Raw genomic sequence first — 26,054 nt, forward strand, 5'->3', positions numbered from 1 at the left:
GTTTCTGGCCGAACTATGAAGGGGTAACTGAATGCTGTCTGTAGCCGCGCGACCAGAAATTGCGGTATTTGGATATTGGGTTCGTTGTGGTTAATTTTCTCGGAACAGCGTTGTTCAGGGCGCAAACAAAAACCCCGGCCGCGAGGCCGGGGTTTTCGATTTTAGCGAATGTCGCTGAGATCAGTACTTCGCAACAACCGGGCTGTTGAAGTGATAGTTCAGACCGGTGCGGAAGATGTGCTCGGTAACCTTGCTCTCGCTGACGACGCCGGGAAGGATCGTGGTCGAAGCTGAGCCGAGGTCGACATAGAGATATTCGGTCTTCGAGGTCCAGTTCGGTCCGAACAGGCCGAGCAGCTTGAAGGGGGTCTCGATGCCGGCGCCGGCGGTCCAGCCACTCTTGGTGGTCGAAGCGTTGGCAACTTCCACGCCCAGTGCGTTGATCTTGGTCTTCACGCCGCCGTAGGCGTAACCGCCGGTGGCGTAGAACAGGGTCGAACCGACCGAGTAGCCGAGGCGGCCACGAACCGTGCCGAACCAAGGCAGCTTCTGATCGTAGCTGACGAGGCCGAGAGCAACGGCAGTTTTGTTGTCGCGCTGGCTGGAAGCCTGGATGTCGGCTTCAAGACCGTAAACCCAGTTCGATGCCTGCCAATTGTAACCGATCTGGGCACCGCCGTTGATGCCGTCCGGAGAAAGGTTGAACTGCTCGGGAACCGGGGTGACGCCGGTAAGCGTGGTGCGATCACGACCGGTGCCGGAACCGATGTTGCCGCCGAGGTACCAGCCGGTCCAGTTCGCCGCAGCGACCGGGGTGTAAACGCTGTTGCCGCCGATGCGGTAGTTCAGACCGACGCGGAACAGGTTTTCACGCAGTTCGGTGTTCGTGAGTTGGGTCGGGGTAGCGAACGCATCAGAGCGGTTGCCGAGGTTCAGGTAGAGATATTCGATCTTGCCGGTCCAGTTGCCGCCCAGCGCTGCTTCCACGCCGCTGCCGATGGTCCAGCCGGTCGCCATGCGGCTATCCGAGAACGCCGTCACGCCGCCTTCAGTGATCGTGGTCTTGACGTTGCCGTAAGCGAAACCGCCGGTGAAGTAGCTCAGGACCGGACCGGTTGCGAGACCGACGCGGCCACGAACGGTGCCGAACCAATCCGACTTCTGACCGTAGACGGTCTGCAGCGGGCCAACCACATTGGCGCCACCGCCGGTGAGGCCCGAACCCTGGATGTCGGCTTCGAGGCCGTAAACGATCGGGCCGAGCAGCGAGTCGCCCTGCCAGTTATAGCCGATCTGGCCGCCGCCGAAGCCGCCCTGCGGCGTGAGATACAGCGAGTCGCCGGTGTAGCTGTGTGTGACGCGGTCGCGGCCGATGCCGACGCCGGCGTTCACACCGATGTAGAAGCCGGTCCAGTTATAGACCGAGACGAGGGGCGCCTTGTAATAAGGGGCCTTGACGGCCAGATCGGCAGCCTGCGCGCTCACAGCGGTTCCGAGCAGCGCGGCGCTCGCAAGAAGAATACGTTTCATGGTCGACCCCAATTCAGATTTGAACCGTTAGAATAGGGGAGTCGGGCCATATTGGCTGTATCCGGACGGCCACACTGTCCGACATTGCAACCGCAGGGGCGCCGGCCAAAAAAAGCCGGTTAAATAAGCGTTTAGACGTCCGTGGCGCGATGCGTATTTCGTCACGTTTGGGTGCGCTGAGACCCTGTCGATAGCCAACCCACGGAAAACATGAGGCAACCTGTGAGGGATTGCCAAGCCTGTCGCGCCCGCAGAGGATAAGGGCAAGCCCGTACAGCCGCGATCAACGCCGCGACGGGTCACAAAAACACACCCGCACAAGCGGGTCTCAGGGAGAAAACACCAGATGCCTTCGCGCCACAGGTCCGTCTTCAGGACCGCAACACTCGCTGCAGTTGTCTCCGTACTGGCCCATTCGGCCTTCGCAGCAGACAAGAAATACGATCCGGGTGCCAGCGATACCGAGATCAAGCTTGGCCAGACCATCCCCTATAGCGGCGCCGGTTCCCTGTACGGCGTGATCGGTCGGACACAGGCCGCCTATTTCCAGATGCTGAACGAAAAGGGCGGCATCAACGGGCGCGAGATCAATTTCATGTCGCTGGACGATGCCTACAGCGCGCCGAAGGCCGTCGAGGCCACCCGCCGGCTGGCGGAGCAGGACGAGGTGCTGGCGCTGTTCGGCTCGCTGGGCACTGCGCCGCAGTCGGCGGTGCAGAAGTTTCTCAACAGCAAGAAGATCCCGCAGCTGTTGCTCAACACGGGCGCCTCGCGCTGGAATAACCCGAAAGAGTTCAAGTGGACCACGCCGGGCCTGCCGATCTATTCGACCGAGGGCCGGATCATCGCGCGCTACCTGATGCAGGCCAAGCCGAACGCCAAGGTCGCGATCCTTTACCAGAACGACGAGTTCGGAAAGGACTTCATGAATTCGTTCAAGGAGATTCTGGCCGAAGCGGGCGGCTCCGCGAAGGTGATCGCCGAGGCGTCTTATGATCTCACCGATCCGACCATCGATTCCCAACTGATCAATCTGGCGAAATCGGGCGCGGATACGTTCTTCAACATCTCCACCGGCAAGGCGACGTCGCAGTCGATCCGCAAGGTCGCGGAGCTCGGTTGGAAGCCGCTGCATCTGCTGGTATCGACATCAAGCGGCCGCTCGATCATCAACGCCGCCGGCGCCGAGAACGCCAAGGGCATCGTGGCGATGACCTACACCAAGGAAGTCGGCAGCGAGAAGTGGAAGGACGATCCGGACGTGATCGCCTTCCAGGAGCTGCGCAAGAAGTATCTGCCGAATGTCGATCCCGATAACACCATCGCGTTTCAGGGCTATTCGCAGGGTGTGACCATGGCGGAGATCCTGCGCCGCTGCGGCGACGATCTCACCCGCGAGAACGTGCTCAAGCACGCGACCAATCTGGAAGGCTACCGCGCGCCGGTGTTCCTGCCGGGGATCACCTATGGCTTCACGCCGACCGACTACACCACCATCAAGGCGCTCTATGTCGGCACCTTCAACGGCACCGACTGGGATTTGTCGGACAAGCCGGTGAGCCAGTAAGCGCGTATTTTAGAATAACGACCATCCCCGGCGACACGCCGGGGATGGAGACGACCAATCGGACTCGCAAAGAGCCGGATCAAAAATCATCAGGGAGAAAACGCTATGAACAAGGGACTGTTTGCGTCTGCGGCGCGGGTCGCCGTCGTCGTGTTGCCACTGACTGTGACGGCCGCTGTCGCCGCCGACAAGAAATACGATGCAGGTGCCAGTGACACTGAAATCAAGATCGGGCAAACCATTCCGCATAGTGGACCCGGCTCGCTCTATGGCGTGCTCGGCCGCGTTGGCGAAGCCTATTTCCAGAGCTTGAACGAGAAAGGCGGCATCAACGGCCGCAAGATCAAGTTTCTGACGATGGACGATTCCTACAGCGCGCCGAAGGCGGTCGAGGCCACGCGCCGTCTTGTTGAGCAGGAAGAAGTCCTGGCTCTGTACGGCTCGCTCGGCACAGCGCCGCAGACGGCCGTGCACAAATATCTCAATTCCAAGGGCGTGCCACAGTTACTGCTCAACACCGGCGCGTCGAAGTGGAACGATCCGAAGAACAACAAATGGACCATGGCCGGCCTGCCGCTCTATCCGACCGAGGCGCGTATTCTCGCCAAATATGCCGTCAGCGTGAATCCGAATGCGAAAGTCGGTATCCTCTATCAGAACGATGATTTCGGCCGGGATTTCCTCGGGCCGTTCAAGGATGAACTCGCGAAAGCCGGCGGCTCCGCGAAGGTGATCGCCGAGGTGACCTATGATCTCACCGATCCCACGATCGACTCGCAGCTGATCAATCTCGCCAAGTCCGGTGCCGATGTTTTCTATAACATCACCACCGGCAAGGCGACGTCGCAGTCGATTCGCAAGGTGGTTGAACTCGGTTGGAAGCCGCTGCAGTTGTTGTCGGCGGGCTCTACCGGCCGATCGATCCTGGAGGCGGCAGGGTTGGAGAATGCCAAGGGCATCGTCTCGATTGCCTATGGCAAGGATATCGGCTCGCCGCTTTATGCCAAGGATCCCGACATCGTGGCGTTCGAAGCTTTGCGCGCGAAATATCTGCCCACGGTCTCGGCCGATAATTCGATCGCCTTCTTCGGCTATGGTCAGGCCGTGTCCATGGCGGAGATCCTGCGCCGCTGCGGCGATGAGCTTACCCATGAGAACGTGCTGAAACAGGCCATCGGCCTGAACGGCTTCCGCGCTCCGCAAATGCTGCCGGGGGTGAGTTACAGCTATACCAATGACGCCTATGTTCCGATGGCCACGCTGTACACCCAGCGGTTCGACGGCAAGGACTGGATCATCTCCGACAAGTCGGTGACGCAATAAGACCACAGGTCTCTCCACGTCATTGCGAGCCCCGGCGAAAATTGGCGCAGCCAATTTCGTTTGGGCGAAGCAATCCAGTCCTCTCTTGCTGTTTTCTGGATTGCTTTGTCGCAAGGGGTTAGGGGAAGTTGCACGGCAACTTTCCTTGACCTCGCAATGACGGCTGAGAGTGCCTAGTTCTAACGCGTGCCGCCCCGTAAATCCGTCGCCGAACCCGACCTGTTGCCCGATCATTTCCTGCGCTGGTTCGCCATGCGCGGCTGGTCGCCGCGCGAACATCAATTGGCGCTGCTGCAGAAGGCGAGGGACGATCGCTCGGCGCTGCTGATCGCGCCGACCGGCGCCGGCAAGACGCTGGCCGGATTCCTGCCGACGCTGGTGGAACTGTCTAACCTCTCCCCGCTTGCGGGGAGAGGTCGGCTTGAGAGCGCAGCGAACAAGCCGGGTGAGGGGGAGCGCATAATTGAAACTCCCGAGTTCGCCGAAGCTCCCCTTCACCCGTCGCGGACTGCGTCCGCGCCAGCCTCTCCCCGCAAGCGGGGCGAGGGGAAAAACGCCCTCGTCTCCACCGGCCGCGCCGTTCAGCGCACCGGTGGCCTGCACACGCTCTACATTTCCCCGCTGAAAGCCCTCGCCGTCGACATCGCGCGCAATCTGGAAACGCCGATCGCGGAGATGCAGCTGCCGATCAAGGTCGAGACGCGCACCGGCGACACGCCGGTGTCGCGGCGTGCACGGCAGCGGCGCTATCCGCCGGATATTCTTCTGACCACGCCGGAACAGCTGGCGCTGCTGTTGTCGTCCGACGACGCGCCGTTTCTGTTCTCGTCACTCAAGCGCGTCGTGCTCGACGAGTTGCATGCGCTGGTGACGTCGAAGCGCGGCGATCTCCTGTCGCTCGGGCTTGCGCGGCTCTGGAAGCTCGCGCCGGACATGCGGGCCATCGGCCTGTCGGCGACGGTCGCCGAGCCTGAATCGCTGGCGCGCTTTCTGGTGCCGCAGCCATCAGGCGAAAGCGTCTCGGCCGATATTGTCGTCGCCGGCGGCGCGGCCGAGCCCGTGGTCGAGATGCTCGACACCAAGGAACGGTTGCCCTGGGCCGGGCACTCGGCGCGCCATGCGCTCGGCGAGATCTACGATCTCATCAAGGCCAACAAGACGACGCTTGTCTTCGTCAATACGCGCAGCCAGGCCGAGATGCTGTTCCAGGATCTCTGGCGCATGAATGACGATGGCCTCGCCATCGCGCTGCATCACGGCTCCCTCGACGTCGCGCAGCGCCGCAAGGTCGAGGACGCGATGTCCGCCGGTAAGTTACGCGGCGTGGTCTGTACCTCGTCGCTCGATCTCGGCGTCGACTGGGGCGATGTCGATCTCGTCATCAATGTCGGCGCGCCGAAGGGCGCCTCGCGGCTGATGCAGCGGATCGGCCGCGCCAATCACCGCATCGACGAAGCTTCGCGCGCCGTGTTGGTCCCGGCCAATCGCTTCGAAGTTCTGGAATGCCACGTCGCCATCGATGCCGTTGCCGAAAATGCACAGGATACGCCGCCGCTGCGGACTGGTTCGCTCGATGTGCTGGCGCAGCACGTGCTCGGCTGCGCCTGCGGCGCACCGTTTCGTGCCGACGATCTCTATGACGAAGTGCGCTCGGCGGCGCCTTATGCCGACCTGTCGCGGGTCGATTTCGACGATACCGTGGAGTTCGTGGCGTCCGGCGGCTATGCGCTGAAAATCTATGAGCGTTTCGCCCGTATCAAGCAGGACGCCTCCGGCAAGTGGCGCGTCACCAATCCCAAGGTGCGCCAGATGTATCGCATGAATGTCGGCACCATCGTCGAGGATGCGATGCTGAAGGTGCGGCTGGTGCGCGGAGGCAGCGGAAAAGGCAAAAAGGGTGTCACTGGTGCGCTGACGCGCGGGGGACGCATGCTCGGCCAGATCGAGGAGTATTTCATCGAAGGCCTCGTGGTCGGCGACACCTTCGTTTTTGGCGGCGAAGTCGTGCGCTATGAATCCCTGGTCGAGGATCAGGTCTATGTTTCGCGCGCCCATGACAAGGACGCCAAGGTGCCGTCCTATATGGGCGGCAAGTTTCCGCTCTCGACCTATCTCGCCGAACGCGTGCGCAAACTGCTGGACGATGAGGGCGCCTGGAAAGGCCTGCCCGACCAGGTGCGCGAATGGTTGTTGCTGCAGGCCCATGTCTCGCATGTGCCTGGCACGCGCGAACTGATGGTTGAGACCTTTCCGCGCGCCGACAAGCATTACCTCGTCTGCTATCCGTTTGAAGGCCGTCTTGCGCATCAGACATTGGGCATGCTGCTGACGCGGCGGCTGGAACGCGCCCGAGCGCGGCCGCTGGGTTTCGTTGCCAATGAATATGCGCTGGCCATATGGGGCCTCGGCGACACGTCGCACATGATCAGGCAGGGCAGGCTCGATCTCGCCGCTTTGTTCGATCCCGACATGCTCGGCGACGATCTCGAAGCATGGCTCGCGGAATCGGCGCTGATGAAGCGGACGTTCCGCACCTGCGCGGTGATCTCGGGGCTGATCCATACGCGCTTCACCGGCGAGGAAAAATCGCGCCGTCAGGTGCTGTTCTCCACGGACCTGATCTATGACGTGCTGCGCAAGCATCAGCCCGATCATGTGTTGCTGCGCGCCGCGCGCGCCGACGCCGCGACGGGATTGCTGGACATTCGGCGATTGAGCGACATGCTGACGCGCATCCAGGGCCGTATCATTCACCGGGAACTCGATCGCGTGTCGCCGCTGGCGGTGCCGGTGATGCTGGAAATTGGCCGTGAAGCGGTATACGGCGAAGCGTCGGACGAGCTCCTGGCGGAAGCCGCCGAGGAACTCGTGAAAGAGGCCTCTGGATAGTAGGATGGGTAGAGCGAAGCGAAACCCATGCTGCAGTTCCGCGCTATTGATGGGTTTCGCAACTGCTCTACCCATCCTACAAAAGAACCATGCACGCCGATTCGATCATCACCGTTGACATGAGCACCGTCAGCATTGCCGGCGTCACGCTGGCTGCGGACCTGTCGGGCGCCTTGTATTGGGAAGAGCAGAAACTTCTCGTGGTGTCCGATCTGCATCTCGAAAAGGGATCGAGCTTTGCCAATCGCGGCGTGCTGCTGCCGCCCTACGATACGATCGCAACACTCGGTCGCCTCGGTGCGGTGATCGCGCGTCACGATCCGCGCATTGTGATTGCGCTCGGCGACAGTTTCCACGACCGTGACGCCCATGAGCGGTTATCGCCGGCCAATCGCGACCTGCTGTCCACATTGCAGACGCGCCGTGACTGGATCTGGATATCAGGTAATCATGATCCTGCATTGCCACCTGATCTCGGCGGCACCGTCGCTGAAGAAGTCGCCATCGGCCCGATCACCTTCCGTCATGAGCCGACCGGTGCTGCAGGCGAGATTGCCGGTCACTTGCATCCAAAGGCGCGCGTCAGCACCCGCGGCCGCGCCGTCGAACGTCGTTGCTTTGCGAGCGACGGCACCCGCGCGGTGATGCCGGCCTTCGGCGCCTATACCGGCGGGCTTAACATCCGCGACGCGGCATTCGCGAAAATCTTCCAGACCCTCGGCTTCGTTGCCCATGTGCTCGGCGATCGGCGCATGCACGCCATTGCCGCATCGCGCTGTTGCTAGATCAGCGATATCCAACAGATCGTCATGCTCGCTGGATCAGGCGAACCTGCGGGATTTCCAGGATGGAAGACTCCTTTGCGGGCTGTCTGTTGACGAGATGGTCGATAAGATCCTCCGTCGTCGAGCCTCGGGTCAGCATCAGGCAGGTCGCATTGTCGGCACGCGTTGCGTGCCAAACGCCGGCGCGCATGCAGATTCCGACGCCAGGAGACAAACGATAAGCTCGGAGGGTCGACAAATCCGGCTGCCGGTTTGCGTCACTCAAGCAAAGGATCTGAACGATCTCTTTCGTGAGAGGCACGACCGCCTGCTGGGTCAGGTGATGGACTTCGAGCTTTGAGACAAGCGGATTGTTGTCACGATACTCGACCCACAAGACCTCGGTGTTGCCTCCCGTGCCGGGATCAAAGAAGTGTTCGTGCCAGAAATCGCTCGCCGGGCTTCGAAAACCGACTGCGTCTTTTTTGAGAGGATCGGTTTTGCCGAGCACCCATCCGAAGGGTTCGAACGACGTGGGACTCAGAGCCTCGACAGTGACAGCGTCGGATGTCGGCATGGAGGGCTCCTTGGGGGCGTGTCCGAAGCATGGCTTCATGGCCCTGCAAACCGACGAGCATTAAAAGAAAGAGCGGCCTTACGCCGCCTTCGCCTGCACCGTATCGCAGAACTCGGCGAGGTGGTCGGCAAGCCGCAGCGTTGCCGGGCTCGCGTCGGGGGCGGCCATCAGCGTCACTTCAGTCTGGTCGATTGGCGCGAAGCCTTCTTTCGCCGTCAAGATGCGATGGTCGGCCTGGATAGCCATGTCGGACAAGATACTGAGGCCAAGTCCGGCGGCGACCGCAGCCTGGATGCCGGCGAGGCCGGAGCTCGTATAGGCCATGTGCCAACTGCGGCCTGCCGCCTCGATGGCGTGAATCGCGCGGGTCCGGTAAAGGCAGCCGGCGGGAAAGCCGATCAACGGGACCGACCGGATGGCGGGGTCGATCGGATGCGCCTTGCTCGTGACCCAATGGATCCGCTCGGGCCACACCGCAATGCCACCTTTCTCACCGGCGGCGCGCTTGAACAGTGCCAGGTCGAGTTCGCCGCGTTCGAGATCGCGGCGCAAATACGTGCTCTGGTCGGCGCGCACGTCGAGCCGCAAGCCGGGCCGGGATCGCGAAAAATTCGCCAGCAATTCGGTCAGGCGATAGGCCGCGAAATCCTCGGGGATGCCGAGCCTGACAGCGCCTTCATTGGTCGGCCGGGCCAGCACGTCGCGGGCTTCCTCCGCCAGCGCCAGCAGCCGTCGCGCATAGGACAAGAGCCGCTCGCCGGCTTCGGTCGGGGTCACGTCCTTGCCGGTGCGGTTCAGCAGCGGCTGGCCGATATCCTCTTCCAGTCGCTTGATTTGCTGGCTGACGGTGGATTGGGTGCGGTGAACGCGCTCGCCGGCGCGGGTAAAGCCGCGGGCATCGACCACCGAGACGAAGCTGCGCAGGAGTTCGAGATCCAGCATCGGCTGCCCATTCGTTTTTCAACTGACAAAAAGTATATCATTTAATTTCCAAATGGGAAGGCGGGCGCATAAACCAGCGGACAAAGGAGATTTCCGATGTCCCTCGCGCCGTCAGTCGCGGTTCCTCGTGCCGCCTTCAATCCGCTGCCGATCTATATCGGCATCTTCTGTCTGCTTTGGAGTTTCTCCTTCGTCGCAGGGAAGATCGCTGTCACCGATTGCCCGCCGCTCATTCTGCTCGCTGCGCGGTTTTCGCTCGCGGGTGTTCTGATCCTTGGCATTTCCGCCCTGCGCCGCGGTGCCTGGTCGCTGTCTTGGCGCGATGTCGCGGCCTACGCCGTCATCGGTCTGGCCAATAACGCGCTGTATCTCGGCCTCGGCTATACCGGCCTGCAAACCATCTCCGCCGGTCTCGGCGGCCTGGTCGTCAGCGCAAACCCGGTGTTTACGGCCGTGTTCGCAGCGCTGTTGCTGAAGGAGCCGCTCACAGGGCGCAAGGTCGCCGGGCTCTTACTCGGCATCGCCGGCGTCACCTCGATCGTCTGGCACCGCATATCGGTGGGCACCGACAGCGCGCAGGGCATCGTATTCACGCTGGCATCGCTCGCGTCCATCGTGACCGGGACGATCCTGTTCAAGCTGCTGGCACCAAAGGGCAGCCTGTGGCTCGGCAACGGCGTGCAGAATCTTGTGGCCGGCGTGGTGCTGATCCCGGTGGCGCTCACGTTTTCCGATATCGGCGCGATCGTGCCGAGTGCGCGATTGATCGGTTCGTTTGCATTCCTGACATTGGGCGGTTCTATCCTCGGCTATCTGCTGTGGTTTCACCTGCTGAAGACCTGCGGCGCCACCGCTGCCAGCGCCTATCACTTCCTGATGCCGCCACTCGGCATGCTGTTCGCCTGGATGGTGCTCGGCGAGCATGTTGAAAGTCGTGATCTCCTGGGGATCGTCCCGGTCGCCCTCGGTATCTATCTCGTCACCAGACCGGCCGCTTCACCAGCCCCCCTGCGACAGGAGTAGTTCATGTCTCTCACCATCACTTTGATTGGCGGACCCACCGCGCTGATTGAATTCGACGGCTTCCGGCTGCTCACCGATCCGACTTTCGATCATCCGGGCGCTTACAAGCTGCCGCATGTCACGCTGGAAAAACTCGTCGGTCCCGCGATCTCCGCCGCGCAAGTCGGCGCGGTTGATGCGGTGTTGCTCAGTCACGATCAGCACTCCGACAACCTTGATAACTCCGGGCGCGATTTCCTGCGCCACGCGCCGCGCGCACTGACAACCATTGCGGGCGCCAAGCGCCTCGGTGGGGATGTCGAGGGTCTTGCGCCATGGGACAGCACCGAACTTACAGGCAAGGATGGTCACTCGCTGACGATCACCGCGACGCCCGCGCGTCATGGCCCGGCCGGCATCGAGCCGCTGTCGGGCGATGTCATCGGATTCGTGCTGAGCTCGAACGCGCCAGGGAGCAGGCCGATCTACATTACAGGCGACACCGTCTGGTTCGATGGTGTCGCCGAGGTCGCGCGGCGTTTTCCGGCCGGCGTTGTGCTACCCTTCGCCGGCGCGGCGCAAACCCGCGGGCCATTCCACCTCACCATGGACACCAACGACACGATCGAGACGGCGCGCGCGTTTCCCGATGCGACGATTGTGCCGGTGCACACCGACGGATGGGCGCATTTCAAACAGAGCGCCGGCGACCTGCGCGCATCCTTCGACACGCTCGGCTTCGGTGCCCGTCTGCGTATCCTCGAACCGGGTGTGCGGACTTTGATCTAGCCCATTGCCAGTCCCTGCTTCGGAACGTTAGCTGCGACGGCACGTTGCCGAGCGGTGAGATGGCAGGGATCAGATGTCGGACCAGTCCAGCGAGAAGCCTGATGATCAGGAGGGAGAAGCTACTAGTCCGAAAGGCTTTCTGAAACGGCTTGGTCCTGGTCTGATCACCGGCGCTTCCGACGACGATCCGTCCGGCATCGGCACCTATAGTCAGGCCGGGGCACAACTTGGTTACGGCATCGGCTGGACCATGCTGCTGACCTTTCCGCTGATGGTCGCAATCCAGGAAATTTCCGGACGCGTCGGCAGCGTGACCGGTCGTGGCATTTCCGGAAATGTCTGTCGGCACTATCCGGCGTCGCTGCTGCACCTCATCGTGTCGCTGCTGTTCATCGCTAACACGATCAACATCGCGGCCGATCTCGGCGCCATGGCCGATGCCACCAAGCTGCTCGTTGGAGGTCATGGCATCGTCTATGTCGTTCTGTTCGGCGCGCTCTCGGTAGGCGCGCAAATCTTCTTTGACTACAAGCGCTATGTTTCGGTGCTGAAATGGCTGACGCTCTGCCTGTTTTCCTATGTCGCCGCGCTTGCGGTGGTGAAGGTCGACTGGAGCGCGGCTCTCACAGGCATCCTGCTGCCGCAAATCACCTGGAGTGACTCGTATCTCACCACCATAGTCGCCATTCTCGGGACGACGATTTCGCCATATCTGTTCTTCTGGCAGGCCTCGCAGGAGGCGGAGGACGAACGTATCGATCCCGCCAAAGCTCCGTTGATCGAGAGGCCGATTGGTGCCGCGATGGAGTTTTCGCGCATTCGGGCCGACACGATCGTCGGCATGGCGTTCTCCAACCTGATCGCACTGTCGATCATCATTACGGCTGCGGCCACGCTCAATGCCTCAGGCAAGACGGATATCGAGACCTCGGCGCAGGCGGCTGAAGCCTTGCGTCCGATCGCCGGAGTATTCGCGGAATGGATATTTGCGCTGGGCATCGTCGGCACGGGTCTGCTGGCGATCCCGGTGCTCGCAGGCTCGACTGCCTATGCTGTGGGCGAAGGTCAGCGCTGGCTGGTCGGCCTTGATCGCAAGCCGCGCGAGGCCGTGGCGTTCTACTCGGTTCTGGCGCTGTCCGCGGCGATCGGGATCGCGCTGAATTTCACCTCGATCAATCCGATCTCGGCGCTGTACTGGAGCGCCGTCATCAACGGCGTTCTGGCCGTGCCGGTGATGGTGTTGCTGATGGTGATGTCGCGCCGCAGGGATGTGATGGGCGATTTTGTGATCAAGGGGCCGTTGCACTGGCTCGGTTGGCTGTCGACTGCAGCAATGGCCATCAGCGTGGTGGCGATGGTGGTGGGGATATTTTTGTAACGCGCAGAATCCTCAACCGTCATTGCGAGGAGCGAAGCGACGCGGCAATCCAGAAGGCCACAAGCGAAGGAAGACTGGATTGCTTCGTCGCAAGGGCTCCTCGCAATGACGGTGGTGAGAGTAGCGTTAATCCCGTCTGAACACGATCGACGCGGCCCAGCCAGACATTAGTGCCATCGCGGCGGTGAGCAGTCCGTAGATGAAACCGTGATTGCGCGCGGCATTGGCGACGAACTGCTCGAAGCCGACCTTGACGATATCGAACGCCGTCTCCGCTTTCGAGATCAGCGCACCGTCGGCGAACAGTTTGATCTCGACATCGTAGGTTCCGATGGGCACTTCGGCGGGCAACGGAATGCTGGTTCGGAACAGCGTCGGTGTCAGGAATGTCACCGCTGAGGTCTCCTCGCGATAAAGTCCGTGTTCCTTGCGCAGTCGCACAAAGGCGCTGCGGAACGGGTCTGTCGCCACGACGTCCGCATAGTCGGTGCCGACGCGCTGGGTCAGCAGGACGTTATTGATTCCGAGCTGCTGGCGGCGCTGCACGTCGGCGGGCGCGATGGCGTCCATCGGACGGTTGGAAAACACGGCGAGATAGGACGGTACCTGCAGGAACTGGCGCGAATCCGTGTTGATCCAGATGCCGAAGCGGCGCTCCTTGCGCCGGGTCATGAGGTCGGTGCGCGGTCCGTTGACGGTGACGACGAGATTGTAGTTGTTGCGGCCGGGCGGTGTCTTGTCGTCTTTCTCGACAGCCCCGAACAGCACCAGTTCCTCGCCGGCATAATTCGGCGTCACGGTCACGCGATGGTTCGACACCGAAACGATCAGTTGTTCGGCGCGGGCCGGGGCGAGCATTCCGATGCCGAGTGCGGCGATGATCGGGAGCGCGCGTATCATGGAGCGACGCCTCCGGTATCGCGGATCGTGAACAGATCCGCGGGGCGAACGACCAGTTCCACCGCGAAGCGGACGCCGACCGCCAGGATCAGCAGGCCCAGCAGCAGGCGCAAATGCTCGCCGCGAATCTTCTGTCCGGCGCGGGCACCGAATTGTGCGCCGGTGACGCCGCCGACCATCAGGATGAGGGCCAGCACCGCATCGACCAGATGATTGGTGACGGCGTGCAGCAATGTCGCGATCACCATGGTGACCAGCGTCAGCACCATGGATGTGCCGATGACCGTCGAAGTCGGAATGCGCAGCCAGTAGATCAGGATCGGGATCAGGATAAAGCTGCCGCCGATGCCCATCACGGCGCCGATGAAGCCGATCAGGAGACCGACGGCGATCACCGGGATCACCGAGAGATAGATCTTGGAGCGCTTGAACCGCATCTTCAACGGCAGGCCATGCACCCAGCTATGGCTGCCGGACCGGCGCAAGTTCACGGGATCACCGCGCCGGATGCGCAGCAGCGCGCGCAGGCCCTCCCAGAACATCAAGCTGCCGACGGCGGTGAGCAGGATCACATAGGACAGCGAGATGGTGAGGTCGAGCTGGCCGAGATTGCGCAGCTGCGTGAAGGCCCACACCCCGAGCGCTGTGCCGACCACGCCGCCGGTCAGAAGGACCGTCGCAAGCGCGGGATCGATGGCGCGGCGTCGCCAGTAGGACAGCGCACCGGAGAAAGACGAGGCTGCAATGTGGCTTGCCACTGACGCGACCGATACCGCGGGGGCGATGCCGACGAAAATCAGCAGCGGTGTCATCAGGAAGCCGCCGCCGATCCCGAACATGCCGGAGACGAAGCCGACCGCAGCGCCCATCGCCAGGATGAGCAACACATTGATCGGAATGTCGGCGATCGGGAGATACAGTTGCACGCGCGTTCGCTTCGGAATTCTGGCCCTGAGTTGGGCCGAAACCGCTCATGGCGTGGTTCTGGAGGCGGCGCGGATTGCGAGCCGCGTCCCCGTCTTAGACGATATCGTCCGTTGATGGGATTAAAGAATCCGGTACAGGCGCGGTTTTCCGCCTCTACCGATGAGGCACCTTTCAAGGTGGTAAATTTTGTTGGGCCAGGCGCAGGCCGGCGGCGTCACGACTTCCTGGCCGGATCGGTGACGAGGTTCATGGCGGCAGCCTCGCTGGTGCCGAGCCAGCGGATTTTCTCGGTGGCTGACATCGCCTCGACGACCGACGAGGCGACGCCCATCTTGGTCATGTAGCTCAGCACATAGCCCATGGTGCGCTGCGCGGACGCAACAGGATCCGCCCCCGGCTTGGGCGAGACGAAGCGGTGAACGCCCAGCTTTGAGCCCTCGACGCCGATGCGGGCCTTGCCGCCGGCATAGGTCATCACGCAGGCGCTGGCGCAGTAGGACGGTTTGATGCGGCCCGCCGAATCCACCGTGCCCACCGCCGTAGTCAGCCCGCGCGCACGGATGATCTCGCCCATGATGATGGCTTGGCCGACATTTCCGCCCGGAGACGACAGCAATACGGTATCGCCGGGCGCGAGTTTGGCTTCATCGAGCTTTTCGCGAAACCAGCTCGCAGTGGCCGGGCCGATCTCGCCGGTGATCGCCAACGCTGGACGGCCGCGGCCCGAATTGTCCGGATCGAGACTTCCGACCTCCGAAGACGCCATGCTCGGCGAGACATAGAGGTCTTTCCAATAGGCCCAGGCCTCCGGTTTGGAGAGCTCCTGATAAGCCTGCGCGCCGATACCGCCGAATATCACGACCGCGAATGCGACCGAGGGCCAGTTGAACCATTTGCCGCGCGGTGCTTCGGGTGGTGGAGGCTGCGATGGAGCGGGCGGCTCGGCGGGACGTGCGGCCCAGGGGTTGACCGTAGGAATCCCTGATGGGCGTTCCGCGTCCCCCGATGTGTCGTCATTTCGAAAAGACAAACCAGTTTTCCTCGTCGTTCAGTCCGGCTCGGCGCGCACTTCACCGCGGCAAGTCTGCTGAAGGTTTGTTGAGGAAATAAGACCGCCGGTTCGATCCGACGGTCCAGAAAAATCTGTCTTAGCGCGCAGCTCGCTTGCCCATCGATGCTTTCGCCCCGACCTGTGCCGGCGCAGCATCCCAACCGCCCGCGGGAGTGGCCACGTTAATGGCGTCCTCGGGCTGGCCTTCCGGTGCGAAAGTCTGGACCGCCAGCCTGGCCGCGGCCAGCGACTGCGGATCGAGGCGCTTGGCGATGTCATCGCGCTTGCGGCCGGCATCGACGTCGCCCTGGGCTCCGGCGAGGCTGAACCACTTGAAGCTCTCGGCAAGGTTCTGTTCGACGCCGATGCCTCGGGCATAGAGAATGCCGAGATTGAACTGGCTGTCGGCGACGCCCCGATCGGCGGCCTTGCGGAACCAGTACGACGCGCTCTTGTAGTTGGCGCCCTTGGTGCCGCCGTCGGCATCGAGCACGGCGAGATTGTGCATCGCCTTGGCGTTACCACGGTCGGCGGCGAGCACGTAATAGCGGCGGGCGACGTCGAGATCCTTCTTCGCGCCGAGGCCCTTCTCGAACAGCGCGCCCAGGCGGAACATGGCCGGCACGACATTGGCCTGCGCCGCGCGGTCATACCACTTGGCGGCTTCGTCGTAGTTCTGCGCTACGCCCTTGCCCTCGGCATAGCGGACGCCGATTTCGAACGCGGCAGAGGCGTCGCCCTTGAGCGCCGCGTTGCGCAACGCGGTGCTGCCGATGGTCTCGGGCAGGCGCTCGCCGGCGGGGATCGAGGCTGTGGTGATCTTCTGGCCACTGGATGGCAGCACCGGGCCTGCGGCGCTGGCCTGCGGCGCTGCAATGCTGCCGGTCACATCGGGCGACACATATGGCACGGGCGCAGCCTGTGGCACCGGCTGCGGCGCAGGCTCGACCGCGGCGGGCGACGGGGCGATCAGCGACTGCTTGCCGATCGGGGTGGGCGATGTCATCGACGGCGCGGCCGGCACGGGGACGGCGGGCTTGGTCGGGACCTCGGCCGGCTCGGGCGCGTTCAGCTGCAGCGGCGGTGCCGAGTAAATATTCTCGGCCACCGGCGCCGGCGAGCCGCTGTCCAGCAGCGTCATCGCCATCTTGAACGAGCCGAGCACGATCACGACCACGCTGGCGCCGACCAGCAGCGAGCGGATCTTCGAGCCGATCGTGGAGGATGACTTTTCGCTATCGGCGAGCTGCGGCCCAGGTCTGGTGGCCTTCGATTTGTCGGCCCTGGATTTGTCAGACCTCGATTTGTCGTTGCCGGTTGCGGCTGCAGCCTGTGCGGCGCGGCGTGCGGCAGCAATGAAACTCGACGCGGTGGCCTGTTCGGGGGCATCGACGGCGATTTCGCTGATCGCGTCTTCCGACGCGGCGATGCGTTCGGATGGCGATGCGCCGCGGCCCTGCGGACGCGTGCCGGGTTCGAGCGGATGATCTGGTGGCAGCGCCGGGTCAACCATCGGGCGCGGCGACGGACGCTCAGCAGCGGATGCAGACTGCGCGACTGGCTTTGGCGCGGGCGGAGGATCGAGAATGTCGCTGATCGCCTTCGGCATAGGGAAGGCCGATGCCGGTTCGTGCGAGATCGCAGTTGCCGCGAAGTCGCGCGGCGCGGCATCGAAGTGAACCTGCGGCGGACGCACCTCGACCTGCGACGGCGCAGCCTGTGGCTTCACCGGATTGGGCATCTGCGGGCGCGTCGGAGCCGGCACCGAAACGGCTGGTGCGGTTGCCGGGCGCGACGTCGGAGCGGGTGTTGCAACGGGCGCGGATTGCTTGGCAGGCGCGGCGCTGACCGCGCGCAGATCGCCCTCGATCCTTGCGAGGCGATCGACCACATGGCCGAGCGTCGAGTGAACGACTTCCAGCGAATCCTGCGTGTGGCGGTCGGTTTCCGACTGGCTGAAGCGCATGTCGGAGAGTTCGCGCTTGATCGTGTCGACCAGGCCGGGATCGATCGACGACGCCTTGCTGCGGGGATTGTCCAGCGCGGCGAACAGCGACTGCTGGCGTTCGAGATGGCGCAGGATGTCCTGCAGCCCGTCCTCGACGCGGCCGAGATTGTTGCCGCGCGTATCGGTGATGCTCTCCATCCGCTCAAGCAGATAGGAGACGCGCTGTTCGAGATGCGCGAAGGCCGACGAGGAGTCGTTGCCGACCGGCATATGGTCGAGACGCTCGGACAGCGTCCGCAATGCCGTTTCCAGATGATCCGAGCCCGCCATGACGGCCGGGCGCTCGCGATTTTCCAGGGCTGCCGTCAGCGTCATGATGCGCGCCTCAAGCGCGGCAAAGGAATCGCTGTTGTCGGCGCGTGCGAGCTGATCGACCTTCGACGACAGCGTCTGCAGGTCGTCGCTGAGACGGCCGAGCGCTTCGTTGGAGGCGACGTTGGAAACGATGGCGCGCAGCGCAGCGATCGCGCCCTGCAGCTGTTCCATGGTGCCGGGATCGTTGCTCGAGCGCACGATCAAGTCGATCTTGCCGCCGAGATTGCGGATCGCCTCGTCGAAGCCGGCGAGCTGTTCGGCCGGGGTCAGCGTGGTCAGCGTCTTGTGGATGTCGGCCAGTGCGCGTTCGAGATTGGCCAGCACGTCGCCGTCGATACCGCTGTGGCGGTTGTCGTCGATGCGGCGGCCGAGTTCACGGATCTCGTTCTCGATCGACTCGATGGCGCGGCGCGGCATCGCTTCGGTGATGACGTTGCGGATGTCGGCAAGCTCGCTGCGGAAGGCCGCGATCGACTGCTCGATATTATTCTCCGGGCGCTGCAGCGCATCGATCTTGGTCGTGATCTGGAACAGCTGGCGCTCCAGGCCGGACATATCCGGCATGAAGCTTTGCGGCGGCGCGGCAGGTTGTGCGTAAGGCGGCTGTACAAATGACGGTGCAATCGGCGGCGCATTGCGCGGGGCCATGCGCGGCGTGCCGTCGAGTTCGCCCTGGCGGGCGGCGATCTCGGCGATGGCGAAATCCAGCGAAAACGGATCGATCGGCGGCGAGGCGCTATAGACCTGATTGGCAGCGCGCTCGACCATATCGATGCGCGGCTGTTGCGGCGGCGGCGCGGGGCGATATGCGGGCTCGCTGATCTGCGACAAACGCGCATCAAGCCGCGAAATCGCATCATTGAGCTGGCGCGCAACACCGGGCTCGCTGCTGCGCTGGGCAGGCTTCGAAAACAGTTCGATCTGCCGGGCAATGGCGTCAAGCCGCTCGTGGATTTCGACGACATCGGCAGCGTCGCGCTGCGGCAGCGCTGCACGTGGGGTGAGGGGGCGTTCCTGGTCGCGCGGGCGTGCATTGGGCGAGTTGTAGCGCGGGGGAGCTTCGCCGATGGTCGAGTTCAGCCAGTCGCCGAGCGACATGCCGGCACGGCGCGCCGCAGCTTCGGCCCGCTCGCGAACCGATGGCTCAATCCCGTCAACACTCCACGATACGCGCGAATTCATGCTTTGGTCCGGTTCCGAGCTTGACGCCCACCAGCGCCTGCAGCCTCCCCCGCGCGTCCCATTGTGAAGACAATCGTAACGTGCGCGGGTCGTCTGCCTCTGATCCGGACTTTTCAGGGTTAGGGTAAATAACGGGTTAAGGATCGGGCTCGGCCAGCCTTAAAAGTTAACTCGCTGATACACTTGCGCCGATTTGCAGGTAGGATCAGATGTCTCTGGCTTTGGCGTCAGCGCGTAAACAGTGCACTCAAATCGTCGACATCCAGTTCGGTGATGGCGCTGTGGCGCGGGTCCATGACGGCGGACTGTCCGATATAGGCCCAGTAGAGAAACTCGGCGCGGGGTAGCGCCCGCTGGCTTTCGACCCCGGCTTCAATCAACCATTTCGCCATATAGCCGACGCGCCTGGCATCGACCGACGCGACCATTTTGGCGACGTCTGCGTCGGTCGAGGCCATGGCGCGGATGGCACGGTCCAGGCTGCGGTCTTCGTTGAAGGCGAGCTTCATCAGATGGGTCAGACGTGCGGCACCCACGATCGACGTATCGATCCCCTCGATCACCTGATCGGTCGTCCGCTCCTGCCAGCGCTGCAAAAGCTGTAGTCGAAATTCAGATATGTCTTTGAAATGCCAATAGAAACTTCCGCGTGACACGTTTAGGCCGGTGGCCAGTGCGCCGACCTTCAGCGCGTCGGCGCCTTGCCGCGCGAGGATCCTCAGCCCGTGGTCGAGCCAGGCCGAGCGCGTCAGGCGGTCTTTGGTCAGTTGGTCATCCATTCCCCGACCATACACATGTGTATTGACGAAATCCACGCTCTGGCGTTAACGTCCATGCAGAAGTGTATGGAGCGGCACTGGCCGAACAGTGCCCGATGCGGGAGGGAGAGCCGATGAGCGTGAGCGGCCTCGATAGATGGTACAGCTTCATGCGGTCTCATGATCGGGCGATGCTGTGGGACCTGCTGCATCCGGACGCCGTGTTCGAAAGCCCGGTCGTGCATGCGCCGCAGCGGGGCCGTGAGATCGTGTTCAAGTATCTGACGACTGCAGAGAAAGTGCTGGGTGGCGCTGGCTTCGCTTACAAAGGCGAATGGCGCAGCGACAACGGCGCGGTGCTCGAATTCGAGAACGAGATCGAAGGCATCAAAATCAATGGCGTCGACATGATCACCTTCGCCGATGACGGACGCATTACCCACTTCAAGGTGATGGTCAGGCCGCTCAAGGCTATCAATCTGTTGCACCGGTTGATGGGCGAGGAATTGGCGCGGCAATGAGCCGCCAGCCGCTTGCTTCATCTCCGATAACAATTGCGTAAATCTGACACGGCGGCGCCGTATCATCCGATCAATCGAATTCAAACCGAGAGAATTCCATGCCCAGCTACAAAGCCCCGCTCGAAGACGTCGGCTTCCTGCTCAACGACGTTTTTCAGTTCGATCGCTACAACAATCTGCCCGGCTTTGCTGACGCGTCCGCCGATGTGCGCGAAGCGATTCTGGGCGAAGCCGCCAAGCTCAGCGAAGAAGTGCTGCAGCCGCTGAATCGTGTCGGCGATCTCGAAGGCTGCAAGCGCAACGACGACGGCAGCGTGACGACGCCGAAAGGCTTCAAGGAAGCCTATAAGCAGGTCGCCGAGGGCGGCTGGCTCGGCCTCTCGGCTCCCGCTGAATTCGGCGGTCAGGGTCTGCCGGTGACGCTGTCGCAGACCGTCGCCGAATTCCAGATCTCCGCCAATATGGCGTTCTCGATGTATGGCGGCCTCACCATGGGTGCGACCGCAGCACTCATCGTGCATGGTAAGCCCGAGCAGAAGGCGATGTTCCTGCCGAAGATGGTCGCCGGCGAATGGACCGGCACCATGAACCTCACCGAGCCGCATTGCGGCACGGATCTGGGTCTTTTGCGCACCAAGGCCGCGCCGCAGGCGGACGGCAGCTACAAGATTTCCGGCACCAAGATCTTCATCTCGGCCGGTGAGCACGACCTTGCCGACAATATCATCCATCTGGTGCTGGCCCGCATCGAGGGCGCACCAGCCGGCATCAAGGGCGTGTCGCTGTTCGTCGTGCCGAAGTTCATGGTCAATGCCGATGGATCGATCGGTGCGCGCAACGGCGTGATGTGCGGCTCGATCGAGCACAAGATGGGCATCCACGGCAATTCCACCTGTGTGATGAATTACGACGGCGCCACGGGCTGGCTGATCGGCGAAGAGAACAAGGGCATGCAGGGCATGTTCGTGATGATGAACGAAGCCCGTCTCGGCGTTGCCGTGCAGGGCCTCGCGCAGTCCGAAGTCGCCTATCAGAACGCGGTCGCCTATGCGAAGGACCGCCTGCAGGGCCGCTCGCTGACCGGGCCGAAGTCGCCGGACAAGCCGGCTGATTCGATCATGGTTCATCCGGACGTGCGCCGCACGCTGCTCACCATCCGCGCCTTCAACGAAGCCGCCCGCGCCATGGTGGTGTGGACCGCGCTGAAGAGCGACGTCGCGCATCGCTCGGACGATCCGAAGGAGCGTCAGGCCGCTGATGATCACATGGGCCTGATGACCCCGGTGCTGAAGGGCGTGCTCACTGATGGCGGCTTTGCCAACGCGGTGTCCGCGCAACAGATGTTCGGCGGTCACGGCTATATCGCCGAATGGGGCATGGAGCAGTTCGTGCGCGACGCACGTATTGCCATGATCTATGAAGGCGCCAACGGCATCCAGGCACTCGATCTGGTCGGCCGCAAGCTGCCGCGCGATGGCGGCCGTGCCGCGATGGCGTTCTTCGGCGAGGTCGGCGCATTTGCGAAGGAGCATGGCGCTGACGAAGCCATGAAGCCTTACATCGATCCGCTCTCGAATGCGCTCGGTCATCTGCAGCAGGCGACCATGTGGCTGATGAACAATGCCATGATGAAGCCCGACAACGCCGGTGCCGGCGCGACCGATTACATGCAACTGTTCGGCCTCACGGCCTTCGCCTATATGTGGGCGAAGATGGCCAAGGTCGCGCAGGACAAGATTGCCACTGATGGCGCGACACCTTATCTGACGACGAAGCTGGTCACCGGCCGCTTCTTCATGGAGCGGATGTTGCCCGAAACCGCACTCCATCTCGCCCGCATCCAGACCGGAAGCGCGACGACGATGGAGCTTCCTGCGGAAGCGTTCTGAGACTAATAAGTACTCCGTCATCACCAATACACGCCGTCATTGCGAGCGCAGCGAAGCAATCCAGAAAGCCACAAGCGAAGACTGGATTGTTTCGTCGCAAGTGCTCCTCGCAATGACGAGCCGATAGATCAACTATCCGACAACCGGGAGAGAATGAATGCCCGAGGCATATATCTACGATCACGTTCGCACGCCGCGCGGCCGCGGCAAGGCCGATGGTTCGCTGCATGAGGTGACCGCGCTGGCGCTCGCCACTGCGCCGCTGAAGGCGCTCAAGGAGCGCAACAACCTGCAGCCGGGCACTATCGATGACGTCATCCTCGGCGTGGTCGATCCGGTCGGCGAGGCCGGCGGCGATATCGCGCGCATGGCTGCGCTGTCGGCCGGCTATGGCAACGACGTCCCGGGCATCCAGATCAACCGGTTCTGTGCTTCCGGCCTCGACGCTGTGAACTTCGCCGCGGCGCAGATCATGTCGGGCCAGCACGACATGACCATCGGCGGCGGCGCTGAATCCATGAGCCGCGTCGGCATTGGTGCCGCCGGTGGCGCATGGCCGGTCGATCCGTCGATCGCCGTGCCTGCTTACTTCATGCCGCAGGGCGTGTCGGCGGATCTGATCGCGACCAAATACGGTTTCTCCCGCGACGACGTCGATGCCTATTCGGTGCAGAGCCAGCAGCGTGCTGCCAAGGCCTGGGACGAAGGTCGCTTCAAGAACTCGGTCATTCCGGTGAAGGACATCAACGGCCTCACCATTCTGGCCAAGGACGAACATATGCGCCCGTCCACCACGATGCAGTCGCTCGCGGCGCTGCAGCCTTCTTTTGTGACTATGGCGCAGATGGGCGGCTTCGATGCGGTGGCGATCCAGTCGCATCCGGAAATCGAAGGCGTCAACTACGTCCATCACGCCGGCAACTCGTCGGGTATCGTCGATGGCGCCGGCGCCGTGCTCCTTGGCAGCGAGGCCGCCGGCAAGAAGGCGGGCCTGAAGCCGCGCGCGAAGATTCGCGCCTTCGCTAATATCGGCTCCGAGCCGGCGATGATGCTCACCGGTCCGGTGGATGTCACCAAGAAGGTGCTGGAGCGTTCCGGCATGAAGCTGTCGGACATCGATCTGTTCGAGCTCAACGAAGCCTTCGCCTCGGTGGTGCTGCGCTTTATCCAGGCTTTCGATATCGACAATGAGAAAATCAATGTCTGCGGCGGCGCCATCGCCATGGGCCATCCGCTCGGCGCCACCGGCGCGATGATCCTCGGCACCGTGCTGGACGAACTCGAGCGCACCAACAAATCGACGGCCCTCGTCACCCTCTGCATCGGCGGCGGCATGGGCACCGCCACCATCATCGAACGCGTGTAAGGAGCGGCCAACATGACCTTCAAAAATTTCAAGGTTGAGACCGACGCCGATGGCATCGCGCTCGTCACCTGGGACATCTCCGGCCGTTCGATGAACGTGCTCGACGTCGCGACCATCGAGGAACTCGGCGCGATCGTCGATCAGACCACTGCGGATGCCGCCGTGAAGGGCGTCGTCATCACTTCCGGCAAGGAAGCTTTCTCGGCCGGTGCCGATCTGTCGATGCTCGAAGGCATGGGCAAGGTGTTTGCCGAGACCAAGGCAGCCAAGGGCGAGGAAGCCGCGCAGCAGATGCTGTTCGACGAGAGCCGCAAGCTGTCGCTGACGCTGCGCAAGATCGAGACCTCCGGCAAGCCATGGGTCGCAGCCATCAATGGCCTCGCGCTCGGCGGCGCGTTCGAGCTGACGCTGGCCTGCCACTATCGCGTTGCTGCGGAAAATCCGAAGACGCGTCTGGGCCTGCCCGAAATCAAGGTCGGCCTGTTCCCAGGTGGCGGCGGCACCCAGCGCCTCGCGCGCATGCTGCAGCCGCAAGACACCATGCAGATGCTGCTGAAGGGCGACGCGATCAATCTCGTCAAGGCGAAGGCGATGGGCATCGTCGGCGCGGTTGTGCCATCGGCCGATCTCATCACGACTGCGAAGGAGTGGATCAAGGCTGGCGGCAAGCCCGTTGCGCCGTGGGACGAGAAGGGCTTCAAGCTTCCCGGCGGCCCCGTCTATTCCAAGCAGGGCATGATGATGTTCCCGGCTGGCAACGCCATCTATCGCCGTGAGACCTTCGACAACTATCCGGCAGCCCGCGCCATCATGCAGTGCGTCTATGAAGGCCTGCAGTTGCCGATGGATGCGGCGCTCCGCGTCGAGTCCCGTCAGTTCGCGCATATCCTGCAGACCAAGGAAGCGGCGGCGATGATCCGCAGCCTGTTCCTGTCGATGCAAGAGCTCAACAAGGGTGCGCGTCGTCCGCAGAACGTGCCGCCGACCAAGGTCAAGAAGCTCGCCGTCATCGGTGCCGGCTTCATGGGCGCGTCAGTCGGCTTCGTCTCGGCACGCGGCGGCATGGAGGTCGTGCTGATCGATCGCGATCAGGCCAGCGCCGACAAGGGCCTCGGTCATTGCATCGCCGCGATCGACGGTCTGATCGCCAAGGGCCGCGCCAAGGAGGCGGACAAGACCGCGCTGCTGGCGAAGATCACTGCAACCGCCGACTTCGACGTCATCAAGGACTGCGACCTCGTTATCGAGGCCGTGTTCGAGGATCGTGCCGTGAAGGCCGAGATCTACAAGAAGGTGCAGCCGCTGCTGAAGGAAGGCGCGATCATCGCGTCGAACACTTCGACGCTGCCGATCAACTCGCTCGCCGAAGAATTCGCGGACCAGTCCAAGTTCATCGGTATCCATTTCTTCTCGCCGGTCGAGAAGATGATGCTGGTGGAAGTCATTGTCGGCAAGAACACCGGCGATGTCGCGCTCGCCACCGCATTGGACTACGTCCGCGTCATCGGCAAGACGCCGATTGTCGTGAATGACTCCCGCGGCTTCTTCGCCAATCGCTGCGTGTTGCGCTTCACGGCCGAAGGCCTTGAAATGCTGCTCGAGGGCGTGCCGCCGGCGATGATCGAGAACACCGCGAAGATGGCCGGCATGCCGGTCGGGCCGCTGTCGCTGTCGGACGAGATCGCGCTCGATCTGGTGCTGAAGATCATGAAGGCCACCGAAGCCGATTTGGGCTCGCAGGCAGTCGATCAGGCGCAGAAGAAGCTGATCGTCGAGATGGTGGAGAAGCAGGAGCGCTTCGGTCGCAAGAACGGCAAGGGCTTCTACGAGTATCCGCCGAAGGGCAAGGGTTCGAAAGCGCTCTGGAAGGGCATCGCTCCGCTGCTGCCGAAGCCGGTCGATCCCGATACGCTCGATGTGGAGGAGCTGAAACAGCGCTTCCTGGTGGTGCAGGCGGTGGAAGCCGCGCGCACCGTCGAGGATCACGTGATCGTCGATCCGCGCGAAGCCGATGTCGGCTCGATCCTCGGCTTCGGCTTCGCGCCGTTCACCGGCGGTACGCTGAGCTATATCGACTTCATGGGCACGAAGAAGTTCGTCGAGCTCTGCCACAAGCTTGAAGCCAAATACGGCTCCCGCTTCACGCCGCCGAAGCTGCTCGAAGAGATGGCCGCCAAGGGCGAGACGTTCTACGGCCGCTTCCCGCCGAAGAAACTCGCGGCGGCGTAGTCGATAGCACGGACCGTAATGCTCCCTCCCCCCAAGGCGACGCGAAGCTTCGCTAGGCGGGGGAGGGCCGGGGAGAGGGGTGCCCAGAACTCGGACGTCGCGATTTGCGGCCACCCCTCTCCCTAACCCTCCCCCGCAAGGGGAGAG

At 62.8% G+C, this 26,054-nt stretch carries 19 protein-coding genes; 11 read left to right on the forward strand and 8 right to left on the reverse strand.

What is annotated here, in order from left to right; translation table 11 throughout:
- Positions 1–180: 180 nt before the first annotated feature.
- Complete coding sequence (locus AB8B20_RS23055; RefSeq protein ID WP_175365907.1) at positions 181–1,530, reverse strand: outer membrane protein; 1,350 nt, start codon at positions 1,528–1,530, stop codon at positions 181–183.
- 346 nt (positions 1,531–1,876) lie between these two features.
- Here AB8B20_RS23055 and AB8B20_RS23060 point away from each other — a divergent pair, with 346 nt between their 5' ends.
- From AB8B20_RS23060 to pdeM, 4 genes are all read left to right on the forward strand, one after another.
- A complete protein-coding gene (locus AB8B20_RS23060) occupies positions 1,877–3,097 on the forward strand; it encodes an ABC transporter substrate-binding protein (RefSeq protein ID WP_439073448.1) in 1,221 nt (406 codons plus the stop codon).
- A 105-nt stretch (positions 3,098–3,202) separates the two neighbouring features.
- Positions 3,203–4,420: an ABC transporter substrate-binding protein gene (locus AB8B20_RS23065; protein ID WP_439073447.1), complete on the forward strand. Its 1,218-nt coding sequence runs from the start codon at positions 3,203–3,205 to the stop codon at positions 4,418–4,420.
- A gap of 186 nt (positions 4,421–4,606) precedes the next feature.
- Positions 4,607–7,309 carry a ligase-associated DNA damage response DEXH box helicase gene (locus AB8B20_RS23070; RefSeq protein WP_439073446.1) on the forward strand — a complete coding sequence of 901 codons (2,703 nt, stop codon included), beginning with the start codon at positions 4,607–4,609 and terminating at the stop codon, positions 7,307–7,309.
- Positions 7,310–7,398: 89 nt separating this feature from the next.
- Positions 7,399–8,094, forward strand: coding sequence for a ligase-associated DNA damage response endonuclease PdeM (pdeM, locus tag AB8B20_RS23075; protein WP_439073445.1), 696 nt, complete (start codon positions 7,399–7,401; stop codon positions 8,092–8,094).
- Positions 8,095–8,116: 22 nt separating this feature from the next.
- Here pdeM and AB8B20_RS23080 read toward each other — a convergent pair whose 3' ends face one another.
- Both AB8B20_RS23080 and AB8B20_RS23085 read right to left on the reverse strand, forming a co-directional pair.
- Positions 8,117–8,650: an ureidoglycolate lyase gene (locus tag AB8B20_RS23080; protein ID WP_439073444.1), complete on the reverse strand. Its 534-nt coding sequence runs from the start codon at positions 8,648–8,650 to the stop codon at positions 8,117–8,119.
- A gap of 78 nt (positions 8,651–8,728) precedes the next feature.
- Positions 8,729–9,592 (reverse strand): LysR substrate-binding domain-containing protein, encoded by an 864-nt coding sequence (locus AB8B20_RS23085; protein WP_116664696.1) that lies wholly within the window; start codon positions 9,590–9,592, stop codon positions 8,729–8,731.
- A 96-nt stretch (positions 9,593–9,688) separates the two neighbouring features.
- On the opposite strand from AB8B20_RS23085, the gene AB8B20_RS23090 reads away from it, so the two are divergent.
- The 3 genes from AB8B20_RS23090 to AB8B20_RS23100 all read left to right on the forward strand — a co-directional run bounded on the left by AB8B20_RS23090 (position 9,689) and on the right by AB8B20_RS23100 (position 12,761).
- Complete coding sequence (locus tag AB8B20_RS23090; RefSeq protein WP_093761702.1) at positions 9,689–10,615, forward strand: DMT family transporter; 927 nt, start codon at positions 9,689–9,691, stop codon at positions 10,613–10,615.
- A gap of 3 nt (positions 10,616–10,618) precedes the next feature.
- Positions 10,619–11,383 (forward strand): MBL fold metallo-hydrolase, encoded by a 765-nt coding sequence (locus AB8B20_RS23095; protein WP_093761700.1) that lies wholly within the window; start codon positions 10,619–10,621, stop codon positions 11,381–11,383.
- Positions 11,384–11,456: 73 nt separating this feature from the next.
- Positions 11,457–12,761 (forward strand): NRAMP family divalent metal transporter, encoded by a 1,305-nt coding sequence (locus AB8B20_RS23100; protein ID WP_439073443.1) that lies wholly within the window; start codon positions 11,457–11,459, stop codon positions 12,759–12,761.
- A 126-nt stretch (positions 12,762–12,887) separates the two neighbouring features.
- Here AB8B20_RS23100 and AB8B20_RS23105 read toward each other — a convergent pair whose 3' ends face one another.
- The 5 genes from AB8B20_RS23105 to AB8B20_RS23125 form a co-directional block, all read right to left on the reverse strand.
- Positions 12,888–13,661: a TIGR02186 family protein gene (locus AB8B20_RS23105; RefSeq protein ID WP_068737508.1), complete on the reverse strand. Its 774-nt coding sequence runs from the start codon at positions 13,659–13,661 to the stop codon at positions 12,888–12,890.
- On the reverse strand, positions 13,658–14,587 hold the full coding sequence (locus AB8B20_RS23110) for a sulfite exporter TauE/SafE family protein (RefSeq protein WP_439073442.1): 930 nt from the start codon (positions 14,585–14,587) through the stop codon (positions 13,658–13,660). The genes AB8B20_RS23105 and AB8B20_RS23110 overlap by 4 nt, the downstream gene beginning before the upstream one ends.
- Positions 14,588–14,802: 215 nt before the next feature.
- On the reverse strand, positions 14,803–15,618 hold the full coding sequence (locus AB8B20_RS23115; RefSeq protein WP_439073441.1) for a hypothetical protein: 816 nt from the start codon (positions 15,616–15,618) through the stop codon (positions 14,803–14,805).
- Positions 15,619–15,736: 118 nt separating this feature from the next.
- Positions 15,737–19,144 (reverse strand): hypothetical protein, encoded by a 3,408-nt coding sequence (locus AB8B20_RS23120; protein WP_439073440.1) that lies wholly within the window; start codon positions 19,142–19,144, stop codon positions 15,737–15,739.
- 227 nt (positions 19,145–19,371) lie between these two features.
- Positions 19,372–19,959: a TetR/AcrR family transcriptional regulator gene (locus AB8B20_RS23125; protein ID WP_439073439.1), complete on the reverse strand. Its 588-nt coding sequence runs from the start codon at positions 19,957–19,959 to the stop codon at positions 19,372–19,374.
- Between the two features lie 77 nt (positions 19,960–20,036).
- On the opposite strand from AB8B20_RS23125, the gene AB8B20_RS23130 reads away from it, so the two are divergent.
- The 4 genes from AB8B20_RS23130 (at position 20,037) to AB8B20_RS23145 (ending at position 25,907) form a co-directional block, all read left to right on the forward strand.
- Positions 20,037–20,423 carry a nuclear transport factor 2 family protein gene (locus AB8B20_RS23130; protein WP_439073438.1) on the forward strand — a complete coding sequence of 129 codons (387 nt, stop codon included), beginning with the start codon at positions 20,037–20,039 and terminating at the stop codon, positions 20,421–20,423.
- Positions 20,424–20,521: 98 nt separating this feature from the next.
- Positions 20,522–22,312 (forward strand): acyl-CoA dehydrogenase C-terminal domain-containing protein, encoded by a 1,791-nt coding sequence (locus tag AB8B20_RS23135; RefSeq protein WP_184513020.1) that lies wholly within the window; start codon positions 20,522–20,524, stop codon positions 22,310–22,312.
- Positions 22,313–22,469: 157 nt separating this feature from the next.
- A complete protein-coding gene (locus tag AB8B20_RS23140) occupies positions 22,470–23,678 on the forward strand; it encodes an acetyl-CoA C-acetyltransferase (RefSeq protein WP_068732581.1) in 1,209 nt (402 codons plus the stop codon).
- Between the two features lie 12 nt (positions 23,679–23,690).
- Positions 23,691–25,907, forward strand: a complete 2,217-nt coding sequence (locus AB8B20_RS23145) for a 3-hydroxyacyl-CoA dehydrogenase NAD-binding domain-containing protein (protein ID WP_439073437.1) — start codon at positions 23,691–23,693, stop codon at positions 25,905–25,907.
- Positions 25,908–26,054: the final 147 nt, after the last annotated feature.

It is taken from the genome of Tardiphaga sp. 866_E4_N1_4, assembly GCF_052076075.1.
In the GTDB taxonomy this organism is placed as follows: domain Bacteria; phylum Pseudomonadota; class Alphaproteobacteria; order Rhizobiales; family Xanthobacteraceae; genus Tardiphaga; species Tardiphaga robiniae.

Coding starts and splice junctions, on each gene's coding strand:
- AB8B20_RS23055 (WP_175365907.1), bottom strand. CDS start 1,530: ATGAAACGTATTCTTCTTGCGAGCGCCGCGCTGCTCGGAACCGCTGTG.
- AB8B20_RS23060 (WP_439073448.1), top strand. CDS start 1,877: ATGCCTTCGCGCCACAGGTCCGTCTTCAGGACCGCAACACTCGCTGCA.
- AB8B20_RS23065 (WP_439073447.1), top strand. CDS start 3,203: ATGAACAAGGGACTGTTTGCGTCTGCGGCGCGGGTCGCCGTCGTCGTG.
- pdeM (WP_439073445.1), top strand. CDS start 7,399: ATGCACGCCGATTCGATCATCACCGTTGACATGAGCACCGTCAGCATT.
- AB8B20_RS23080 (WP_439073444.1), bottom strand. CDS start 8,650: ATGCCGACATCCGACGCTGTCACTGTCGAGGCTCTGAGTCCCACGTCG.
- AB8B20_RS23085 (WP_116664696.1), bottom strand. CDS start 9,592: ATGCTGGATCTCGAACTCCTGCGCAGCTTCGTCTCGGTGGTCGATGCC.
- AB8B20_RS23090 (WP_093761702.1), top strand. CDS start 9,689: ATGTCCCTCGCGCCGTCAGTCGCGGTTCCTCGTGCCGCCTTCAATCCG.
- AB8B20_RS23095 (WP_093761700.1), top strand. CDS start 10,619: ATGTCTCTCACCATCACTTTGATTGGCGGACCCACCGCGCTGATTGAA.
- AB8B20_RS23100 (WP_439073443.1), top strand. CDS start 11,457: ATGTCGGACCAGTCCAGCGAGAAGCCTGATGATCAGGAGGGAGAAGCT.
- AB8B20_RS23105 (WP_068737508.1), bottom strand. CDS start 13,661: ATGATACGCGCGCTCCCGATCATCGCCGCACTCGGCATCGGAATGCTC.
- AB8B20_RS23120 (WP_439073440.1), bottom strand. CDS start 19,144: ATGAATTCGCGCGTATCGTGGAGTGTTGACGGGATTGAGCCATCGGTT.
- AB8B20_RS23130 (WP_439073438.1), top strand. CDS start 20,037: ATGAGCGTGAGCGGCCTCGATAGATGGTACAGCTTCATGCGGTCTCAT.
- AB8B20_RS23135 (WP_184513020.1), top strand. CDS start 20,522: ATGCCCAGCTACAAAGCCCCGCTCGAAGACGTCGGCTTCCTGCTCAAC.
- AB8B20_RS23140 (WP_068732581.1), top strand. CDS start 22,470: ATGCCCGAGGCATATATCTACGATCACGTTCGCACGCCGCGCGGCCGC.
- AB8B20_RS23145 (WP_439073437.1), top strand. CDS start 23,691: ATGACCTTCAAAAATTTCAAGGTTGAGACCGACGCCGATGGCATCGCG.